The sequence below is a fragment of the Streptomyces marokkonensis genome (assembly GCF_008312835.1).
Taxonomy (GTDB): domain Bacteria; phylum Actinomycetota; class Actinomycetes; order Streptomycetales; family Streptomycetaceae; genus Streptomyces; species Streptomyces marokkonensis_A.
The window spans coordinates 1-20,436 of sequence record NZ_VSKS01000039.1 but is presented as its reverse complement, the minus strand read 5'-3'; the positions used below and the strand labels follow the sequence as shown (position 1 = coordinate 20,436).

General features: G+C 71.7%; 7 protein-coding genes and 1 pseudogene. 3 read left to right on the top strand and 5 right to left on the bottom strand.

Features of this window, described 5'->3' with window-relative positions:
• From F1615_RS35085 to mqnE, 5 genes and pseudogenes are all read right to left on the bottom strand, one after another.
• Window positions 1-257: pseudogene (locus tag F1615_RS35085) on the bottom strand (dehypoxanthine futalosine cyclase); the annotation flags it as partial.
• Between the two features lie 33 nt (window positions 258-290).
• Window positions 291-1,190 (bottom strand): menaquinone biosynthetic enzyme MqnA/MqnD family protein, encoded by a 900-nt coding sequence (locus F1615_RS35080; protein WP_149553088.1) that lies wholly within the window; start codon window positions 1,188-1,190, stop codon window positions 291-293.
• A 45-nt stretch (window positions 1,191-1,235) separates the two neighbouring features.
• Window positions 1,236-1,997 (bottom strand): thioesterase II family protein, encoded by a 762-nt coding sequence (locus tag F1615_RS35075; RefSeq protein WP_149553087.1) that lies wholly within the window; start codon window positions 1,995-1,997, stop codon window positions 1,236-1,238.
• Between the two features lie 98 nt (window positions 1,998-2,095).
• Entirely contained in the window at window positions 2,096-2,395 is a 300-nt protein-coding gene (locus F1615_RS35070) for a ferredoxin (RefSeq protein WP_149553086.1), read from the bottom strand.
• Window positions 2,396-2,489: 94 nt separating this feature from the next.
• Entirely contained in the window at window positions 2,490-3,653 is a 1,164-nt protein-coding gene (gene mqnE, locus F1615_RS35065; protein ID WP_149553085.1) for an aminofutalosine synthase MqnE, read from the bottom strand.
• Between the two features lie 394 nt (window positions 3,654-4,047).
• Here mqnE and F1615_RS35060 point away from each other — a divergent pair, with 394 nt between their 5' ends.
• The 3 genes from F1615_RS35060 to F1615_RS36935 form a co-directional block, all read left to right on the top strand.
• Window positions 4,048-4,908, top strand: a complete 861-nt coding sequence (locus F1615_RS35060; protein ID WP_149553084.1) for a 1,4-dihydroxy-6-naphthoate synthase — start codon at window positions 4,048-4,050, stop codon at window positions 4,906-4,908.
• A gap of 290 nt (window positions 4,909-5,198) precedes the next feature.
• On the top strand, window positions 5,199-15,179 hold the full coding sequence (locus F1615_RS35055; protein ID WP_149553083.1) for a type I polyketide synthase: 9,981 nt from the start codon (window positions 5,199-5,201) through the stop codon (window positions 15,177-15,179).
• Between the two features lie 62 nt (window positions 15,180-15,241).
• Window positions 15,242-20,436: type I polyketide synthase (locus tag F1615_RS36935; RefSeq protein WP_149553082.1), on the top strand; the 5,195-nt coding region annotated here is incomplete at its 3' end.

Below are 20,436 nucleotides of genomic sequence, written 5' to 3'. Positions count from 1 at the left end.
TTGGGCGCGGCGTAGAAGGCGCAGAACTTGCACGCCGTGACGCACACGTTCGTGTAGTTGATGTTCCGCTCGATGATGTACGTCGCGATGTGCTCGGTCCCGGCGTACCGGCGCCTGCGCACCGCGTCGGCGGCGGCGCCCAGCGCGTGCAGCGGGGCGTCCCGATAGAGGTCGAGGGCCTCCTCGGGGGTGATCCGTCCACCGGCGGCGGCACGGTCGAGGACGGGCTGGAGCGGATGGTGCGAGGGTCGGGGCATGGTGGCCGGGCCTTTCCGGGGGCGTGGTTCGGATCAGAGGGCGGAGGGTTCGAGCAGCCGGACGGCGACGTCGGGCGGGAACCCCTCGGCGCCGCCGCCCACTCGGCGCGCGAACTCGGCGATTCCGGCGAGCTGTGCGGCGCCGAGGGTGAAATCGAGAGCCGTGGTGTAGTAGCGCTCCAGCGTCGCCGCGTCGAACTCCTCCCACCAGGAGGCCTGTTCGCAGACCTTGGTCACCTCCGCCAGCGAGAGGTCACGGGAGGCGAGCAGATCGGCGTGCACCCGGTGCACCAGTTCCGGTTCGCGGGCCAGGAAGTCACGGCGCGCGGCGAACACGGCGAACACGAACGGCAGACCCGTCCAGTCCTTCCACATCCGCCCCAGGTCGTGCACCTGCAGACCCATCCGGGGCGCCTCGTACAGCGCCGCGCGCAGAGCCGCGTCACCGATGACCACCGCGGCCTTCGCCTCGGACATCATGGTGCGCAGGTCGGGCGGGCACACGGAGTACTCGGGGCGCACGCCGACGCGCTCGGCCAGCAGCAGCTGCGCCAGCCGCACCGACGTGCGGCTGGTCGAGCCCAGTGCGACGGGCTGCCCGTCCAGGTCCTCCAGCGGCACCTGGCTGACGATGAGGCAGGACATCACGTCGCCGTCGCTGCCGACCGCGATGTCCGGCAGCGCGACCAGGTCGTCGGCGTGGCGCAGGAACTCCAGCAGGCTGATCGGCCCCATGTCGAGCTCGCCCGCCGCGAGCGCCTCATTGAGACCGTCCGGCGTGTCGGCACGCAGGTCCATGTCGAGGAGGGAGCCGGTGCGGGCCAGCCCCCAGAACAGCGGCAGGCAGTTGAGGAACTGGATGTGGCCCACCCGAGGACGGCGCCGGAGCACCTGCGCCGACTGCGCCGGCTCGGGGACGGGTTGCTCGGTCATCGTGCACAACTCCCGGAACGGGTCGAGGGGAAGGGCGGGCGCCGGTCAGCCCTGACGGGCCGACGCGGCGAAGTGCTCGTTGAGGACGGCCAGCACCTCGGCGGGCCGCTCCGAGAGGAAGAAGTGGCCGCCGGAGAAGACCCGCACCTCCGATCCGGACAGGGTGTGCTCGCTCCAGGCCCGCGCCTCGTCGAGCGACGTCCTGGGGTCGGCGTCACCGGTCAGGACGGTCACGGGGCAGCGCACCACCGCCCCGGGCTCGCAGCGGTAGGTCTCCACCGCCCGGTAGTCGCTGCGGATCGCCGGCAGCACCATGCGCAGCAGCTCCTCGTCCTGGAGGACCTGGGCGTCCGTGCCGGCCAGCGCCCGCAGTTCGGCGATCACCCCGTCGTCGTCGAGGGTGTGCACGCGCTCGTCCCTGGTGCGGGACGGCGCGCGCCGCCCGGAGGCGAACAGCCGGACCGGCCCCGACCCGGCGCGCTCCATGCGGCGCGCCACCTCGAACGCCACCAGCGAGCCCATGCTGTGCCCGAAGAAGGTCAGCGGACGGTCGTCCCACCCGGTGAGGGCCTCGGCGACCTGGTCGGCCAGTTCGGCCACCGACGCGGGGCCCGGCTCGTGCCGCCGGTCCTGACGCCCGGGGTACTGGATCGCGGCGACGTCGACGCCCGGGCTGAGCGCACCGGCGACCGGCACGTAGAAACTGGCCGAACCACCGGCGTGCGGGAAGCACACCAGCCGCTCGGCGGCGTCGGGGGAGGGCCGGAACCTGCGGATCCACAGGTTGTCGGCGGTGGGGGACCTCATGGGATGTACGTGTCCTTCCGATGTGTCGATGCGCTGCCCGGGCCCGGCCACCGGGCGGCGTGGCGGGACGCCCGGTGGCCGGGGGAGCGGGGGCCGGATCAGTCGTCGGCCCCGGGGCCGTACACCTCGACCTGGTCGGAGACCCGGCGCACGTGGATGCACTCGCCGGGGCACTCCTTGGCCGAGTCGACCACGTCGGTGAGCAGGTCCAGCGGGATGCGGGTCGTCGAGCCCGGTGACTGGAGCAGCTCGTCCTGGTCGCTCTTGACGTAGGCGAGCCCGTCGATGTCCAGCTCGAACACCTCGGGCGCGTACTGGGCACAGATCCCGTCACCGGTGCACAGGTCCTGGTCGATCCAGACTTCCAGGTCCTCGTCGTTCGTCGTCTGCGGGGACATAAACACCTGCCTGGCAGTGTCGTCTTGGCGCGCGCACGGAGGTGAGTCGTGCGCGCCGGTTCACGAGGGGCCCGGCCACGGGGGCCGGCCGGGGTCACACGCGCATGGGCTGGGGCGACTCGCGGCGCGCCGGGTCGGGGCCGTCGTACTCGCGGATGATCTCGTAGCGGGTGTTGCGCTCCACCGGCCGGAACCCGGCGTCCCGGATGAGGTCGAGGAGGTCCTCGCGGGTGAGCTTGTTCGGCGTGCCGTAGTTGTCGGCGTCGTGCGTGATCTTGTACTCGACGACCGAGCCGTCCATGTCGTCCGCCCCGTGCTGCAGGGCGAGCTGCGCCGTCTGCACGCCGTGCATCACCCAGAAGACCTTGACGTGCGGCACGTTGTCGAACAGCAGCCGCGACACGGCGAAGGTCTTCAGCGCCTCCGCGCCCGTGGCCATGGTGGTACGGGCCTGGAGCCGGTTGCGGACCTTGCCGTCCTTCATGTCCACGAAGTCGTGCTGGTAGCGCAGCGGGATGAAGACCTGGAAGCCGCCGGTCTCGTCCTGCAGCTCACGCAGCCGCAGCACGTGGTCCACGCGGTGACGCCGCTCCTCGATGTGCCCGTACAGCATGGTGCACGGGGTCTTCAGCCCCTTCTCGTGCGCCAGGCGGTGGATGCGCGACCAGTCCTCCCAGTGGGTGCGGTGGTCGACGATGTGCTGCCGCACCTCCCAGTCGAAGATCTCCGCACCGCCGCCCGTGAGCGACTCGAGACCCGCGTCGATGAGCTCGTCGAGGATCTCGGAGGCGGACAGGCCCGAGATGGTCTCGAAGTGGTGGATCTCGGTGGCCGTGAAGGCCTTCAGCCCGACGTTCGGCAGCGCCTTCTTCAACTCCCGCAGCGACCGCGGGTAGTAGCGCCACGGCAGGTTCGGGTGCAGCCCGTTGACGATGTGCAGCTCCGAGAGGTGCTCGTTCTCCATCGCCTTCGCCAGGCGGACGGCCTCCTCGATGCGCATCGTGTACGCGTCCTGCTCGCCCGGCTTGCGCTGGAAGGAGCAGTAGGCGCAGGACGCCGTGCACACATTGGTCATGTTCAGGTGCCGGTTGACGTTGAAATGCACCACGTCGCCGTTCTTACGGGTGCGCACCTGGTGTGCCAGACCGCCCAGCCACGCCAGGTCGTCCGACTCGTACAGGGCGATGCCGTCCTCGCGGGACAGCCGCTCACCGGAGAAGACCTTCTCCTCCAGCTCGCGCTTGAGCCCAGCGTCCATGGCCGGGAACCTCCTCGTTCAGTGCCTGGCGGCACGCGTAGTGGGTCTGCGCACGGGGCGCGGGATGCCACGCCGGCGAGCCCGGTACGATCCGGCGCCCGGCTGACCACGGTCCCGGCCGTCGCGCCCGGAGACGGGCGGACGCGCGGCCGGAACCGCACCACACGGACACTCCGTCGCACCGGCGGGCCGCCGTCGGGCCCGCGGGGCCGGCCAACGATCCGGCAGCCGCGGGCCCCGGTCCGTCCGGTGGGCGCCGACGCCGCGTCGGGTGGGGCTCCCCCATCCTCGCGGAGGGCAGTCTGGGGAAAACCCCATACCCGCAACGGCTTTGCTGAGGGCACGCCGCCACACACCGACGAGCCGCCCACCGCACACCGACGAAGGGGACGCCATGCCGGCACCACTGACCCTCGCGCACTCGTCCTGCCCCAACGACACGTTCGTCTTCCACGCCTGGACCGAAGGCCTGCTCCCCGAAGCACCCGAGGTACGGCTCACCCTCGCCGACATCGACGTCACCAACGGCCGGGCCCGGCGCGGGGAACTCGACGTCCTGAAGGTCTCCTACGGCGTGCTGCCGCACATCCTCGACGAGTACGCGCTGCTGCCCTGCGGCGGCGCCCTCGGACACGGCTGCGGGCCCCTCGTCCTGGTCGCCGAACCGGCGGAGCCCGCCGGCCTCGCAGGCGCCCGCGTCGCCGTCCCGAGCACCAGCTCCACGGCCTACCTGCTGTTCCGGCTATGGGCGGCCGACGCCGTGCCCGGCGGCGTCGGCGAGATCGTCGTCCTGCCGTTCCACGAGATCATGCCCGCCGTCCGCGACGGCGCCGTGGACGCCGGACTCGTCATCCACGAGGCCCGCTTCACCTACGGCCGCTACGGCCTGCACCGCGCGGCCGACATGGGCGAGGAATGGGAGAAGCGCACCGGCCTGCCCATCCCGCTCGGCGCCATCGTCGCCCGGCGGTCCCTCGGCGAGCCCGTGCTGCGCACCCTGGCCGACGCCACCCGCGCCTCCGTACGCGCCGCCCGGCACAACCCCGACGCCTCCCGCGCGTACGTTCTGCGGCACGCCCAGGAGATGGAACCGGACGTCGTCGACCAGCACATCGACCTGTACGTCAACGAGTTCACCGCCGACCTCGGCGCGGACGGCCTGCACGCCGTGCACACCCTGCTCGACCGCTCCGCCGCTCTCGGCCTGCTGCCCCGCCTCCCCGACGGCGCCCTCGACACCACCCGCGCCCTGTAGCGACCGGCACCCGCCGGGGAACCCGCTCACGGACGGCCGTCCCGCCGCCCGGCAACGCTAGAAGTTCTCTTAGAGCACCGGCCGACACCCCGGCCACCGGCACATCCCTTCCCACAATGGGCCCGAGGGACAGGCCCGGCACCGGGAGCGCCGCGGCCTGTCCCCGCGAGGGCATCGGGTGGCACGCCCGCCCCTCACCGGCCCCGGCGGCCCACAGGGCGCCGGGGCCCGCCCGATGCCCCCGTGCCCACCGGCGGGCCGGCGTGCCCGCTGCCGAAGGGAGACCGACCATGAGCGAGGACAGGCTGCGCGACTTCCTGACCCGTGTCTCCAACGACCTCCAGCGCACCCGCGCCCGGCTGCGCCAGGTCGAGGGCAGGGCCACGGAACCGATCGCCGTCGTCTCCATGAGCTGCCGCTACCCCGGCGGGGTCCGCACCCCCGAGGACCTGTGGCACCTCGTCGACACCGGCACCGACGGCATCTCCCCGTTCCCCGACGACCGCGGCTGGGACCTCGACACCCTCTACGACCCCGACCCGGGCGCCCCCGGCACCTGCTACACCCGCGAGGGCGGCTTCCTCCACGACGCCGCCGACTTCGACCCCGCCTTCTTCGGCATGTCACCCCGCGAGGCCCTGGCCACCGACCCGCAGCAGCGCCTCCTGCTCGAGATCGTCTGGGAGTCCCTGGAACGCGCCGGACTGCGCCCCGCCGACCTGCGCGGCAGCGCCACCGGCGTGTTCGCCGGAGTCATGTACAACGACTACGCCACCCGATTCCCCGAGCCGCCCCCCGGCGTCGAGGGCCACCTGGGCAACGGCAGCGCCGCCAGCATCGCCTCCGGCCGCGTCTCCTACACCTTCGGCTTCGAGGGCCCCGCCCTCACCGTCGACACCGCCTGCTCCTCCTCCCTCGTCGCCCTGCACCTCGCCGTGCAGTCCCTCCGCCAGGGCGAGTGCGACCTCGCCCTCGCGGGCGGCGTCGCCTTCATGTCGACACCGGTCACCTTCCTGGAGTTCAGCCGCCAGCGCGGCCTCGCGCCCGACGGCCGCTGCAAGTCCTTCGCCGACGCCTCCGACGGCACCGGCTGGGGCGAGGGCGCGGGCGTCCTGCTGCTCGAACGCCTCTCCGACGCCCGCCGCAACGGCCACCCGGTCCTCGCCGTCATCCGCGGATCGGCCGTCAACCAGGACGGCGCCAGCAGCGGCCTGACCGCCCCCAACGGCCCCTCCCAGCACCGTGTCATCCGGCAGGCACTCGCCTCCGCCGGCCTCTCCCCGCGGGACGTCGACGCCGTCGAGGCCCACGGCACCGGCACCACCCTCGGCGACCCCATCGAGGCCCAGGCCCTCCTCGCCGCCTACGGCCAGGACCGCGCCGACGACCACCCGCTGTGGCTGGGCTCCCTCAAGTCGAACATCGGCCACACCCAGGCCGCCGCCGGCGTCGGCGGCGTCATCAAGATGGTCATGGCCCTGCGCCACTCCCGCCTGCCCCGCACCCTGCACGTCGACGCCCCCACCACCAAGGTCGACTGGAGCGAGGGCAACGTACGCCTCCTCACCGAGCCCGTCGCCTGGCCCCCCACCGGACGGCCCCGGCGTGCCGGGGTGTCCGCGTTCGGGGTCTCCGGCACCAACGCCCATGTCATCCTGGAGGAAGCCCCGGCAGCCGAGCCGGAGTCCGCGGAGACTCCCGCGAACCCGCTGCCGCAGGTGATCCCCTGGACCCTCTCCGCACGCACCACCGAAGCCCTCGGCGCCCAGGCCACCGCCCTGCTCGCCCACCTCGACACCCACCCCGACCTCGACGAGCGGGCCGTCGCCCACACCCTCGCCACCCGACGCTCCCTCTTCGAGCACCGGGCCGTCGTCCTGGGAACCGACCGCGCCACCCTCACCGCCGGCCTCAAGACCCTGGCCGGGAACGGCACATCACCGGACGTCGTCATCAGGACCGCCCGACGGGGCGGCAGGACGGCGTTCCTGTTCTCGGGGCAGGGTGCGCAGCGGCCGGGTATGGGGCGTGAGCTGTACGAGGCGTTCCCGGTGTTCGCGGAGGCCTTCGACGCGGTGTGCGCGCAGGTCGGTGAGGAGCTGCGGGAGGTCGTCTTCGGTGACGACGCCGAGCGGCTGAACCGTACGGAGTGGACGCAGCCGGCGCTGTTCGCGGTCGAAGTGGCCCTGTTCCGGCTTGTGGAGTCCCTCGGGATACGCCCCGACTTCGTGGTCGGTCACTCCATCGGTGAGATCGCTGCCGCACATGTGGCGGGGGTGCTCTCACTGGAAGACGCATGCGCCCTGGTGGTGGCGCGAGGTCGGCTGATGCAGCAACTGCCCGCCGGTGGCGTGATGGTGGCGGTCGAGGCCGCCGAAGCCGAGGTGCTGCCTCTGCTCGAGAACCACACCGGCGAGGTGTCCATCGCGGCCGTCAACGGCCCGCAGGCCGTCGTCATCGCAGGCGTCAAGGCCGCCGTCGAGCAGGTCGTCTCCGTACTGAAGGAGCAGGGCCGCCGCACCAGCCGTCTGCGGGTCTCGCACGCTTTCCACTCGCCGCTGATGGATCCGATGCTGGATGCCTTCCGTGAGGTCGCCGAACGCATCGACTACACGCACCCGTCCATCCCCGTCGTGTCGAACGTGACCGGACAGCTGGGCACCGAGGGCGAGTTGGCGTCCGCCGAGTACTGGGTGCGTCATGTCCGCCGGGCCGTCCGGTTCGCCGACGGTGTGGGTGTCCTGGCGGCCGAAGGCGTGACGCGTTTCCTGGAGATCGGCCCCGACGGCACCCTCACCGCCCTCGCACGGACCGTGCTCGGTGACCGTGCCGAGAACGTGGAGCTCATCCCCGTTCTGCGCAAGGACCGGGACGAGCCCCGAACAGCGGTCGCCGCGCTCGCGGCACTGCACGCCTCCGGCAGGACGGTCGACTGGAGCGCTCTGCTCCCCGGGGTCTCCGATGTGGTCACCCTGCCGACGTACCCCTTCCAGCGGCGGCGTTACTGGCTGGATCCCGTCGCGGACCGAGCAGGGCACCGTGGGGAACACCCGCTCCTGTCCGCCGGGATCGGCCTGGCCGGCTCCGCCGGTGTGGTGGCGACCGGTCGCCTCTCCGCACGCGCCCAGCCCTGGCTCGGCGAACTCGCCACCAGCGGCGGATCCCTCGTGCCCGCCTCCGTCCTCACCGACCTGGCACTGCACACGGGACGCGGCCTCGGCGTCCACCATCTCACCGAACTGCACATCGACGAACCGCTGCCGCTGCCCACCGCCGGAGAGACGGAGATACAGACCGTCACCGAGGCCGTCACGGGCGAACAGCGCTGGACCTTCTCCCTGTACGCGCGGCCCCACGACCCCGACGCCGACGAGCCCCGGAAGTGGACCCGGCACGCCCACGGCACGCTCGCCGCCACGACCGGCACCGACATCGTGAGCAATCCCGGCGGAACCTGGCCCCCGCCCGGCGCGACACCCGTGGACCCGGACGAGTTGTACGCCGCGCTCGACCTTCCGGCCGCCGCGGCGGATGACGTACCGCGGCCCCTGACCGCCGCCTGGCGCCTGGGCGACGAGGTGTTCGCCGAAGCCGCCCTCCCGGAGACCAGGGAGGCGGAGGCGGCCAGGTTCGCCGTCCACCCCGTGCTGCTCGACGGCGCCCTGGTCGCACTCGGGCGGCCCGCTCCCCACCTCGTGACCTGGTCCGGCCTCACCCTCCACGCCCGCGCGGCCGCGCGGGTACGTCTCCATGTCGTCCCGCGGTCGGCGACGGACGCCACACTCAGGATCCTGGACGCCACCGGGGCCCCCGTCCTCACCGCCCGGAACGTCACCGCCCAGCCCGTCGACCCCGACCGGATCCCCGGCACCGCACGGAAACACGGCAGCGACCTCTACACCGTCACGTGGAGCCCCGTCGCAACCGCCACCGCGCCCGAACCGCTCCCGAACGTCGCCCACCACACCCCGGACGAACTCCTCGCCACCCTCTCGGACACCGCGGACGCCCCGTTCGCCGACCTGGTCGTCGTCCCCTGGAACACCCCCGTGCCGCAGACCGGCGCAGACCTGGCGAACGGCGTGCACACCGCCACCGCCTCCGCCCTCACCCTGATCCGGAGCTGGCTCACCGACCCCCGAGCGACCCGCTCGCGCCTGCTGGTGCTCACGCGGGGAGCGGTCGCCGCCGACGGCACCGGGGGGACCGTGACGGACGTGTCCGCGGCTGCGGTCCGAGGCCTGCTGAAGTCGGCCGCGGCCGAGAACCCCGGACGGATCCTGCTCCTCGACGCCGACACCACCCCCACCCCTGACCAACTCGCCGAGGCCGTACGACACGACCACGACGAACTCCTGCTCCGCGCCCACCGGTTGCTGGCACCGAGGCTCACGCTCGCCCCGGACACCGCTGAGCACCCGGTCGCCGCCTTCCCGCCGGACCGCACGGTCCTCATCACCGGAGGCACCGGCACGGTCGGCTCCGCCGTGGCCCGCCACCTCGTCACCCGGTACGGCGTCCGCCACCTGCTCCTCGTCACTCGGCGCGGCGCACAGGCCCCCGGAGCCGCCGAGCTGACCGACGAACTCGCCGCCCACGGCGCCCAGGTCACCGTCGTCCGCTGCGACGCCGCCGACCGCGACGCCCTGGCCGAGGTGATCCACGGCCTGCCGCCCGAGCACCCCCTCGGAGCCGTGGTGCACGCGGCGGGAACACTGGATGACGGTGTCATCACCTCCCTGACCCCCGAACGCCTCTCCACGGTCCTGCGCCCCAAGGTCGACGCGGCGGTCAACCTCCACGAACTGACCCGCGACCTCGACCTCTCGGCCTTCGTCCTGTTCTCCTCGGCCGCCGCCACCCTGTCGGGCCCCGGACAGGGCAACTACGTGGCCGCGAACGCGTTCCTCGACGCCTACGCCGCCCGTCTGCGTGCCGAGGGCCGCCACCCGGCCGTCTCCATCGCCTGGGGCCTGTGGGAGGCCGACAGCGCGATGACCCGGGGACTCGCCGACGCCGCGCACGACCGCGCCGCCCGCAACGGCATCGGCGCCCTCACCACCGAGGACGCCCTCGACCTCTTCGACCGTGCCCTGGCGCACACCGGAGGCGTGTCACTGCCCCTCCGCGTCGACCGCGCGGCACTGCGCCGGGCCGGGGACAGGATCCCCCCGCTGCTGCGTACCCTGGCCGGCCGCCCGGCGCTCCGCGAGGCCGCCGCGCGCTCGACGTCCGCCGACTCGCCACTCGGTCTCCTTCGACTGCCGGAACCCGGGCGCCGGGAGGCGGTCACCGACCTCGTACGCTCCGCCCTGTCCGGCGTACTCGGGCACGCCTCCGACGCGCGGATACCACTCGACGTACCGTTCACCCAGTTGGGCCTCGATTCCCTGACCGCACTGGAGCTGCGCAACACCCTGTCCCGAGCGACCGGCACGCCTCTGCCGGCGACCCTGGTGTTCGACCACCCCACCCCCGCGGCCGTCGCGGACCTCCTCCTCGCCCAACTGGAACCGGCCGACGCCCCCGAGGGCGGCACGGTACGCGCAGGAGAGGCCGCCCACATCACCGACGACCCCATAGCCATCGTCGGCATGGGATGCCGCTTCCCGGGCGGCGTGGAAACCCCCGAACAATTCTGGGAACTGCTCCTCCAGGGCGAGGACGCCATCGGCGACTTCCCCGCCGACCGCGGCTGGGACAACCTCGACACCCTCAACGACCTGGACAGCGACGGCACGGGCCCGTCCACCTACACCAGGCTCGGCGGTTTCCTGTCCGGTGTCGGTGGTTTCGATGCGGAGTTCTTCGGGGTGTCGCCGCGTGAGGCGTTGGCGATGGATCCGCAGCAGCGGTTGTTGCTGGAGGCGTCGTGGGAGGCGGTGGAGCGGGCGGGGATCGATCCCGTCTCGTTGCGGGGGAGTCGTACGGGTGTGTTCACGGGGACCAACGGTCAGGACTATCCGGCGTTGTTGAGTTTGTCGGAGGGTGACTTCGGCGGGTATGTGGGCACGGGGAACGCGGCGAGTGTGGCGTCGGGTCGTGTGTCGTATGTGCTGGGTCTTGAGGGTCCGGCGGTGACGGTGGACACGGCGTGTTCGTCGTCGCTGGTGGCTTTGCATCTGGCGGTGCAGTCGTTGCGGGCCGATGAATGCTCCATGGCCCTCGTGGCGGGCGTCACGGTGATGTCCACGCCCGCTGCGTTTCTGGAGTTCAGCCGGCAGGGCGGGCTTGCGGCCGATGGGCGGTGCAAGGCGTTCGGTGAGGGTGCGGACGGCACGGGCTGGGGTGAGGGTGTCGGTGTTCTGCTGGTGGAGCGGTTGTCGGATGCGCGTCGCCGGGGTCATCGGGTGTTGGCGGTGGTGCGGGGTTCGGCGGTCAATCAGGATGGTGCGTCGAATGGTCTGACGGCTCCGAATGGTCCGTCGCAGCAGCGGGTGATTCGTGCGGCGTTGTCGTCGGCGGGGTTGTCGGCCGCGGATGTGGACGCGGTGGAGGCGCATGGGACGGGCACGAGGCTCGGGGACCCGATCGAGGCGCAGGCGTTGCTGGCCACCTACGGTCAGGGCCGCGACGCCGGGCACCCGTTGTGGTTGGGGTCGGTGAAGTCGAACCTGGGGCATACGCAGGCGGCTGCGGGTGTCGCGGGTGTGATCAAGATGGTGGAGGCGTTGCGGCACGGGGTGCTGCCCGCGACGCTGCACGTGGACGAGCCGTCCTCGCACGTGGACTGGTCGTCCGGGGCGGTACGTCTGCTGACCGAGCAGCAGACCTGGCCGGACACGGATCGTCCGCGCCGGGCGGGTGTGTCGTCGTTCGGGCTGAGCGGCACCAACGCCCACATCATCCTCGAACAGGCACCCACGCATGCCGTGGAGCCGGTCGAGTCCGTTCCCGTGCCGGTGGTGCCGTGGGTGCTGTCCGGACGCAGCGCGGATGCCCTGCGCTCCCAGGCCGCCCGCCTGCATGCCTACGCGCTGGCGCACACAGACATCACCCCCGCCGCCGTTGCAGCTGCCCTGGCCACGACCAGGACGTCTTTCGAGAGCCGCGCCGTCGTCCGAGGTCGCGACCGTGCGGAACTCCTGGAAGGACTCGAACGCCTCGCCCAGGGCGACCAGGCCGGCAACCTGACCCGCGGTTGGGCTGTGGGCTACGGCAAGACGGCGTTCTTGTTCTCGGGTCAGGGTGCGCAGCGTCCGGGTATGGGCCGTGAGCTGTATGAGACGTTCCCGGTGTTCGCGGAGGCCTTCGACGCGGTGTGCGCGCAGGTCGGTGAGCAACTGCGGGAGGTCGTCTTCGGTGACGACGCCGAGCGGCTGAACCGCACCGAATGGACGCAGCCGGCGCTGTTCGCGGTCGAGGTGGCCCTGTTCCGCCTGGTGGAGTCCTTCGGGATACGCCCGGACTTCCTGATCGGTCACTCCATCGGCGAGATCGCTGCCGCACACGTGGCGGGAGTGCTCTCACTGGAAGACGCATGCGCCCTGGTGACGGCGCGAGGCCGGCTGATGCAGCAACTGCCCGCCGGTGGCGTGATGGTGGCGGTCCAGGCCGCCGAAGCCGAGGTGCTGCCCCTGCTCGAGAACCACACCGGCGAGGTGTCCATCGCGGCGGTCAACGGCCCGCAGGCCGTCGTGGTCGCAGGCGCCGAGGCCGCCGTCGAGCAGGTCGTCTCCGTACTGAAGGAGCAGGGCCGCCGCACCACCCGCCTGCGGGTCTCGCACGCCTTCCACTCCCCGCTGATGGACCCGATGCTGGAGGCCTTCCGCGAGGTCGCCGAACGCATCGACTACAACACGCCCCCGTCCATCCCCGTCGTGTCGAACGTGACCGGACAGCTCGCCACCGAGAGCGAGTTGGCGTCCGCCGACTACTGGGTGCGTCATGTCCGTCAGGCCGTCCGTTTCGCCGACGGGATCGACACACTCACCACCCGCGGCGTGACCCGTTTCCTGGAGGTCGGCCCCGACGGCACCCTCACCGCCCTCGCCCAGAACTGCGCCCCCGATGACGAGGCTTCCCTCTTCGTAGCGACCCTCCGCAAGGACCGCCACGAGGTGGATGCCATCGTCTCGTGCGTCGCTGACGGCTATACGGCCGGTGTGCCCGTCGACTGGGCTGCCGTGATCGGTCCGTGCTCGACGGCCGGTGTCGACTTGCCCACGTACGCCTTCCAGCGTGAGCGGTACTGGCCGCAGACGAAACGCAGTGAGGTCGTGACGGATGCCCGGCCCTGGGAAACGGCTGCGCCGGAGGAAGCGCGCGAACTGGCCACCGCGCTGGACATCAGCGAGGACGTCGTACAGCAGATCCTGTCGGAGTTCTCGGGCCGGCGCCGGGAGCGGACGGAGCGTGCAGAGGTGGACGGTTGGCGCTACCGCGTCGACTGGGAGGCGGTGACTCCCGAACCCGGAGCAGACCGCACCGGCCGATGGCTCGTACTGCACCCCGAAAGGGATACGGCGCTGGTCGACACCGTTGCCGCTGCCCTGTCCGAACCCCTTCTCATGCCCTTTCCCGAGCGGCCCGACCGGCCGGAACTCGCCCGCGCCGTCACCGCTGCTCTTGCGGAGGCGAAGACACCGGTGGCCGGCGTGATCGTGCTGCCAGGCACAGTGGTGCAGGCCCTCATCGCCACCCAGGCACTGGGTGATGCCGAGGTGGGTGGGCCCGTGTGGTGGGTCACCCAGGGGGCCGTCACCGTCGGGCAGGCCGCCGAGGGCCGGCTGCGTCCCGAGCAGGCCGCCGTCTGGGGGCTCGGGAGGGTCGTCGCGCTGGAGCACCCCGATCTCTGGGGCGGGCTGGTGGACCTGCCGGAGACCCCCGACCGGGGTGCCGCTCGCCTTGTGGCGGACGCCATCGCCTCTCCTGCGGAGGACCAGCTCGCGGTCCGTGGCGGCCGCATCTTCGCCAGGCGTCTGCGTCCGGACCCGGCGCCGCACGGCACCGGACAGGTGTGGAAGCCCTCCGGACCGGTGCTGGTCACCGGTGGCACAGGCGCCCTCGGTGCTCACGTCGCACACTGGCTCGTCCGGCAGGGCGCCGACGAACTGGTGCTCACGAGCCGTCGCGGGTCCGAAGCCGACGGCTCCGCCCAGCTCGTCGCGGACCTGCGCACCTCGGGGGCCACACAGGTGTCTGTCGAGGCCTGTGACCTGGCGGACCGGGACGCCGTCGCCGCACTGCTTTCCCGGCACCAGATCGACGCCGTCTTCCATGTGGCGGGCGTGCCGGACCACATGCCCTTCGACGACATCGACACCACCTACCTGGAGCGGATCGTCGGGGCGAAGGCCCACGGCGCCGTACACCTGGACGAGTTGACGCGTGACCGGGATCTGAGCGCCTTTGTGGTGTTCTCGTCGATCGCGGCCGTGTGGGGCAGCGGAGCCCAGGGCGCCTACGCGGCGGCGAACGCCTGGGCGGACGCTGTGGTGGAGGACCGCCGTGCCCGCGGACTGGCAGGCGCCGCGGTGCAATGGGGCCCGTGGTCGGGCGGAGGCATGGTGTCGAGCGCGGGGGCGGTGGAGTTGCACCGACACGGGCTGCGAGTGATGCCACCCGGGCGCGCGCTGCTGGGGCTCGCGTCCGTGATGGAGGGAACCGGCGGTGCGGTGGCCGTGGCCGACGTGGAGTGGGGCCGTTTCCTGCCCGCGTTCACCAGCCGCCGCCCCAGCCCTCTGCTGAGCACTCTCCCCGGCTACGGGGCGACGGCGCCCGACGTCACCGAGAGGAAGAAGACCGAGGATGCCCGCGCCGCCCTCGTCGCGCGCCTCGCGAACCGCCCGGAGAAGGAGCGCCGGCGCACCCTGCGGGAGATCGTCCGCCGGCGGGCCGGCGCCGTGCTCGGACGCTCGACGGATTCAGGCGTGGACCTCGACCGTTCCTTCCGTGACGTCGGATTCGACTCCCTCACCGCCGTGGAACTGCGCAACGAGCTCCACGCGGAGACCGGTCTGCGGCTGCCGACGACGCTGGTCTTCGACCACCCGACACCACGACATCTCGCCGACCACCTCTATGAGGAACTCTTCGCTGACGAGACAGCGGCACCGGGCGACGACGAAGCCTCGTTCCGTACCGTCCTCTCCGCGATCCCCTTCTCCCGATGGCAGGCCAGCGGCCTGCTGACGGCCGTCCTGTCCCTGGCGCAGGACGGCGCGGACTCCCTCACCGACCTGCCCGATGAGACGTCCGCACCCGGCGCGATCGATGCGATGGACGTCGACGCACTCGTTCAACTGGCCCTGGGCGACTCCACCCCCTGAATCCCGCCCACAGCCACTTTCCCGTCCGCCCACGAACGGGCCACGAACCAGTGGAGCTGAGCATGTCCACCTCCGAAGAGCGCGTCGTCGCCGCGCTGCGCGCCTCCCTCTCCGAGAACGAGCGTCTGCGCCGGCGCAACGACGAACTCGCCCAGGCAGCCTCCGAGCCGATCGCCATCGTCGGCATGGCCTGCCGCTACCCCGGAGACGTCACCACCCCGGAACAGCTCTGGGACCTGGTGCTGTCCGGCACCGATGCCATCACACCGCTCCCGGCGGACCGCGGTTGGGACATGGCGGACGCCGCCGCGGCCTCCACCGGGCAGGGTGGATTCGTCACCACGGCAGCCGACTTCGACGCCGGCTTCTTCGGAGTGTCGCCGCGTGAGGCACTGGCCATGGACCCGCAACAGCGCCTGATCCTGGAGACCTCCTGGGAGGTCCTGGAACGCGCGGGCCTGGAGCCCACCTCCCTACGGGGCAGCAGCACCGGTGTGTTCGTCGGGTGCAGCAACCAGAACTACGGCGCCGTCCGCGGTGACGATCTGCCCGAGGGCATCGAGGGCCACCTGCTGACCGGGAACGCCGCGAGCGTCGTCTCGGGTCGTGTGTCGTATGTGCTGGGTCTTGAGGGTCCGGCGGTGACGGTGGACACGGCGTGTTCGTCGTCGCTGGTGGCTTTGCATCTGGCGGTGCAGTCGTTGCGGGCGGGGGAGTGTGATCTGGCTCTGGCCGGTGGTGTGACGGTGATGTCCACGCCGGATGTCTTCGCCGAGTTCAGCCGGCAGGGTGGGCTTGCGGCCGATGGGCGGTGCAAGGCGTTCGGTGAGGGCGCGGACGGCACGGGCTGGGGTGAGGGTGTCGGTGTTCTGCTGGTGGAGCGGTTGTCGGATGCGCGTCGCCGGGGTCATCGGGTGTTGGCGGTGGTGCGGGGTTCGGCGGTCAATCAGGATGGAGCGTCGAATGGTCTGACGGCTCCGAATGGTCCGTCGCAGCAGCGGGTGATTCGTGCGGCGTTGTCGTCGGCGGGGTTGTCGGCCGTGGATGTGGATGCGGTGGAGGCGCATGGGACGGGTACGAGGCTCGGGGACCCGATCGAGGCGCAGGCGTTGCTGGCCACCTACGGTCAGGGCCGTGACCTGGAATCTCCTTTGTGGTTGGGGTCGGTGAAGTCGAACCTGGGGCATACGCAGGCGGCTGCGGGTGTCGCGGGTGTGATCAAGATGGTGGAGGCGTTGCGGCACGGGGTGCTGCCCGCGACGCTGCACGTGGACGAGCCGTCCTCGCATGTGGACTGGTCTTCGGGGGCGGTACGGCTGCTGACCGAGCAGCAAGTGTGGCCGGACACGGATCGTCCGCGCCGGGCGGGTGTGTCGTCGTTCGGGCTGAGCGGAACCAACGCCCACATCATCCTCGAACAGTCCACGGAACCGGAAGCTCAGGTAGAGGACAGCACGACCACCGGCCCCATAGTCTGGCCGCTCTCCGGTCGATCCGAAGAAGCCCTGCATGCCCAGGCCCGCGCTCTCGCGGCCCTGGGCGAACGACACCCTGAGGTCGATCCCAACCGGACGGCCCTGTCTCTGGCCACGACACGTACGCATTTCGAGCACCGGGCAGTCATCGTCGCGGACGATGCCACCGGCCTCACCGAGGCCCTTCACGCGCTCGCCGACGGCGTCACTTCGCCGAGGGCCACGGTCGGGCACGACCGAGGTGAGCAACCTCAAGCCCTCTTGTTCTCGGGTCAGGGTGCGCAGCGGCCGGGTATGGGCCGTGAGCTGTACGAGGCCTTCCCGGTGTTCGCGGAGGCCTTCGACGCGGTGTGCGCGCACGTGGGCGACGAACTGCGGGACGTCGTCTTCGGTGACGACGCCGAGCGGCTGAACCGCACCGAATGGACCCAGCCGGCGCTGTTCGCGGTCGAAGTGGCCCTGTTCCGCCTGGTGGAGTCCTTCGGGATACGCCCGGACTTCCTGATCGGTCATTCCGTCGGTGAGATCGCTGCCGCGCACGTGGCGGGGGTCATGTCGCTGGAGGACGCCTGCGCCCTGGTGGTGGCGCGAGGCCGGCTGATGCAGCAACTGCCCGCCGGTGGCGTGATGGTGGCGGTCCAGGCCGCCGAAGCCGAGGTGCTGCCCCTGCTCGAGAACCACACCGGCGAGGTGTCCATCGCGGCGGTCAACGGCCCGCAGGCCGTCGTGGTCGCAGGCGCCGAGGCCGCCGTCGAGCAGGTCGTCTCCGTACTGAAGGAGCAGGGCCGCCGCACCACCCGCCTGCGGGTCTCGCACGCCTTCCACTCCCCGCTGATGGACCCGATGCTGGAGGCCTTCCGCGAGGTCGCCGAACGCATCGGCTACACGCCCCCGTCCATCCCCGTCGTGTCGAACGTGACCGGACAGCTCGCCACCGAGAGCGAGTTGGCGTCCGCCGACTACTGGGTGCGCCATGTCCGTCAGGCCGTCCGTTTCGCCGACGGGATCGACACACTCACCACCCACGGCGTGACCCGATTCCTGGAGATCGGCCCCGACGGCACCCTCACCGCCCTCACCCAGAACCGCGTCCCGGACGGACGCGGATCCCTCCTCACCCCGGTCCTCCGCAAGGACACTCCGGAACACACGTCCGTACTCCGCGCCATGGCGCTGCTCCACGTCGACGGAGCCGAGATCAACTGGACCGCGCTGCTGCGCGGCGGTGACGGTGGGCTGCCGGTCGAGCTGCCGACGTATCCGTTCCAGCACCGCCGCTACTGGCTGGCTCCGAACGAGCCGTCGCCGGGCGTTCCTTCCGTCCCGACGCGTGCCTCCGCAGTGGTCGATGCCGACTTCTGGGCCGCCGTGGAGCGCGAGGATCTGTCGGCGCTGGCCGCGGATCTCGACCTTTCGGCGGACACGCTGGTGCCGGTGGTGCCGGCGCTCTCGAAGTGGTACCGGCAGCGGCAGGATCGGGCAGCACTCGACGCGCTGCGGTACGAGGTGTCCTGGCGGCCACTGACCCGGGAGGACGAGACCACATCCGTGGTCGGTCCTTCCCGTACCGGAAACTGGGCGGTGCTGCTCCCCGCCGACCTGGACGTGACGTCGCGCGGCACGGTGAACGACATCCTCCTCGGCCTGCGCAAGCACGGAATCACTCCGTACCTCGCGGAGGTGACGGACCCCACCGACCCTGCCGCCTGCGTCGAGGCGCTGCGCCTCGCCGCTGCGGGGACGGACGACTCCGACGGTCCGCGGAAGCCGGACGGCGTCCTGTCCTTGCTCGGGATTGCCCCGGGCGTGGATCCGGTGGTGAGGACCCTCGCCGCCGTACGCGGAGTCGCCGAGTCCTCGCCGCCGGGCGTACGCCTGTGGGTGCTCACCCAGGGCGCCGTCGGCGTGGGCGGTGCGGATCACGTCGTCAGCACTGAGCAGAGCGCCGTCTGGGGGCTGGGACGCGTCGCGGCCCTGGAACACCCTGATGAGTGGGGCGGCTTGATCGACCTGCCCACGGACGTCGACGACCGGGTGTGTGCACGCCTCACCGTCGCGCTGACGCGTCTGCAGCCAGGTGAGGACCAGGTCGCCGTCCGGGCCCACGGCATCTTCGGCCGTCGGCTGGCACCGGCCGCGCCCCTGGCCCCACGCACCCCGGGCTGGGCGCCTGACGGGACGGTACTGATCACCGGAGGCACCGGAGCTCTGGGCGCACACGTGGCCCGTTGGGTGGTGGAGCGAGGCGCCCGCGACCTGCTTCTCGTCAGCCGTCGTGGTGAAGCCGCACCGGGTGCGACACAACTGCGCGCGGAACTCGAGCAGATGGGCGCCCAGGTCACGTTGGTCGCCGCAGACGTCTCCGTGCGCGATCAGCTTGCCGCGCTCCTCTCGGAGCACCGGATCGACGCGGTCTTCCACACAGCCGGGGTCCTGGACGACGCCACACTGCTGACGACCGACGCCGAGCGCATCGAGCGAGTCAGGGGACCCAAGGCCACGGGGGCGCTCCTGCTCGACGAACTGACACGGGACCACGACCTCTCGGCGTTCGTGCTCTTCTCCTCCCTTGCGGGAACGCTGGGAAGTCCGGGACAGGGCGCCTACGCCGCAGCCAACACCGTCCTTGACGCGCTCGCCGAACAGCGGAGGACGGCAGGCCTGCCGGCCACCTCCATCGCGTGGGGCCCGTGGGCGGGTGAGGGTATGGCGGCCGCGTCCGGCGGCCGGCGCCGCGGTCAGGGAGCCATGACAGCACTCGACCCCCGGCTCGCCCTTTCCGCACTCGGTGCCGCGCTCGACGCGGGCGTCACCACCCAGCTGATCGTGGACACCGACTGGGCCGACTTCTTCCCCGCGTTCACCGCGGTTCGTCCCAGTGCCCTCCTGACCCCCGTGGCGCCTGCGGGTGTCATCGCTGAACCGCGAGGCACCGAACGTCCTGGTAACGACCTGCGCTCACGCGTCGCCGGGGTGCCGCGCGACGCCGGGCAGCGTCTCGTGGAGGAAGAGGTCCGGAAGCTCACGGCCCTGGTGCTGGGGCACGATGGTCCGGAACAGGTGGGTGCGGACAGGGCGTTCCGTGATCTGGGCGTGGACTCGCTGATCGCGGTGGAGCTGCGCAACGTGCTGGCCGCCGCCTCGGGTGTGCCCCTCCCCGCGACGGCTGTCTTCGACCACCCGACGCCCCAGGCCCTGGCCGCGTTCCTGTACGCCGAGCTGTTCGGGGACGACGTCGTCACCGCGGTCGGCGCGGAGAGCAACACCGTGGTCGCGGTGGACGAGCCGGTGGCGATCGTGGGGATGGCGTGCCGCTTCCCGGGTGGCGTGGAGTCGCCGGAGGACCTGTGGCATCTTCTCGCCGACGGCCGGGACGGCATCGGCGACTTCCCCACCGACCGCGGCTGGTCTGCCCTGGAAAGCGTCTACGACCGCTATGCGAGAGCTGACGGCGGAAGCTCGGATTACGGCCGGGGCGGTTTCCTGTCCGGTGTCGGTGGTTTCGATGCGGAGTTCTTCGGGGTGTCGCCGCGTGAGGCGTTGGCGATGGATCCGCAGCAGCGGTTGTTGCTGGAGGCGTCGTGGGAGGCGGTGGAGCGGGCGGGGATCGATCCCGTCTCGTTGCGGGGGAGCCGTACGGGTGTGTTCACGGGGACCAACGGCCAGGACTATCCGGCGTTGTTGAGTTTGTCGGAGGGTGACTTCGGCGGGTATGTGGGCACGGGGAACGCGGCGAGTGTGGCGTCGGGTCGTGTGTCGTATGTGCTGGGTCTTGAGGGTCC

Bases quoted from the DNA above. Each gene is read 5' to 3' on its own strand.
- F1615_RS35080 (WP_149553088.1), bottom strand. From the start codon at position 1,190: ATGACCGAGCAACCCGTCCCCGAGCCGGCGCAGTCGGCGCAGGTGCTC.
- F1615_RS35075 (WP_149553087.1), bottom strand. From the start codon at position 1,997: ATGAGGTCCCCCACCGCCGACAACCTGTGGATCCGCAGGTTCCGGCCC.
- F1615_RS35070 (WP_149553086.1), bottom strand. From the start codon at position 2,395: ATGTCCCCGCAGACGACGAACGACGAGGACCTGGAAGTCTGGATCGAC.
- mqnE (WP_149553085.1), bottom strand. From the start codon at position 3,653: ATGGACGCTGGGCTCAAGCGCGAGCTGGAGGAGAAGGTCTTCTCCGGT.
- F1615_RS35060 (WP_149553084.1), top strand. From the start codon at position 4,048: ATGCCGGCACCACTGACCCTCGCGCACTCGTCCTGCCCCAACGACACG.
- F1615_RS35055 (WP_149553083.1), top strand. From the start codon at position 5,199: ATGAGCGAGGACAGGCTGCGCGACTTCCTGACCCGTGTCTCCAACGAC.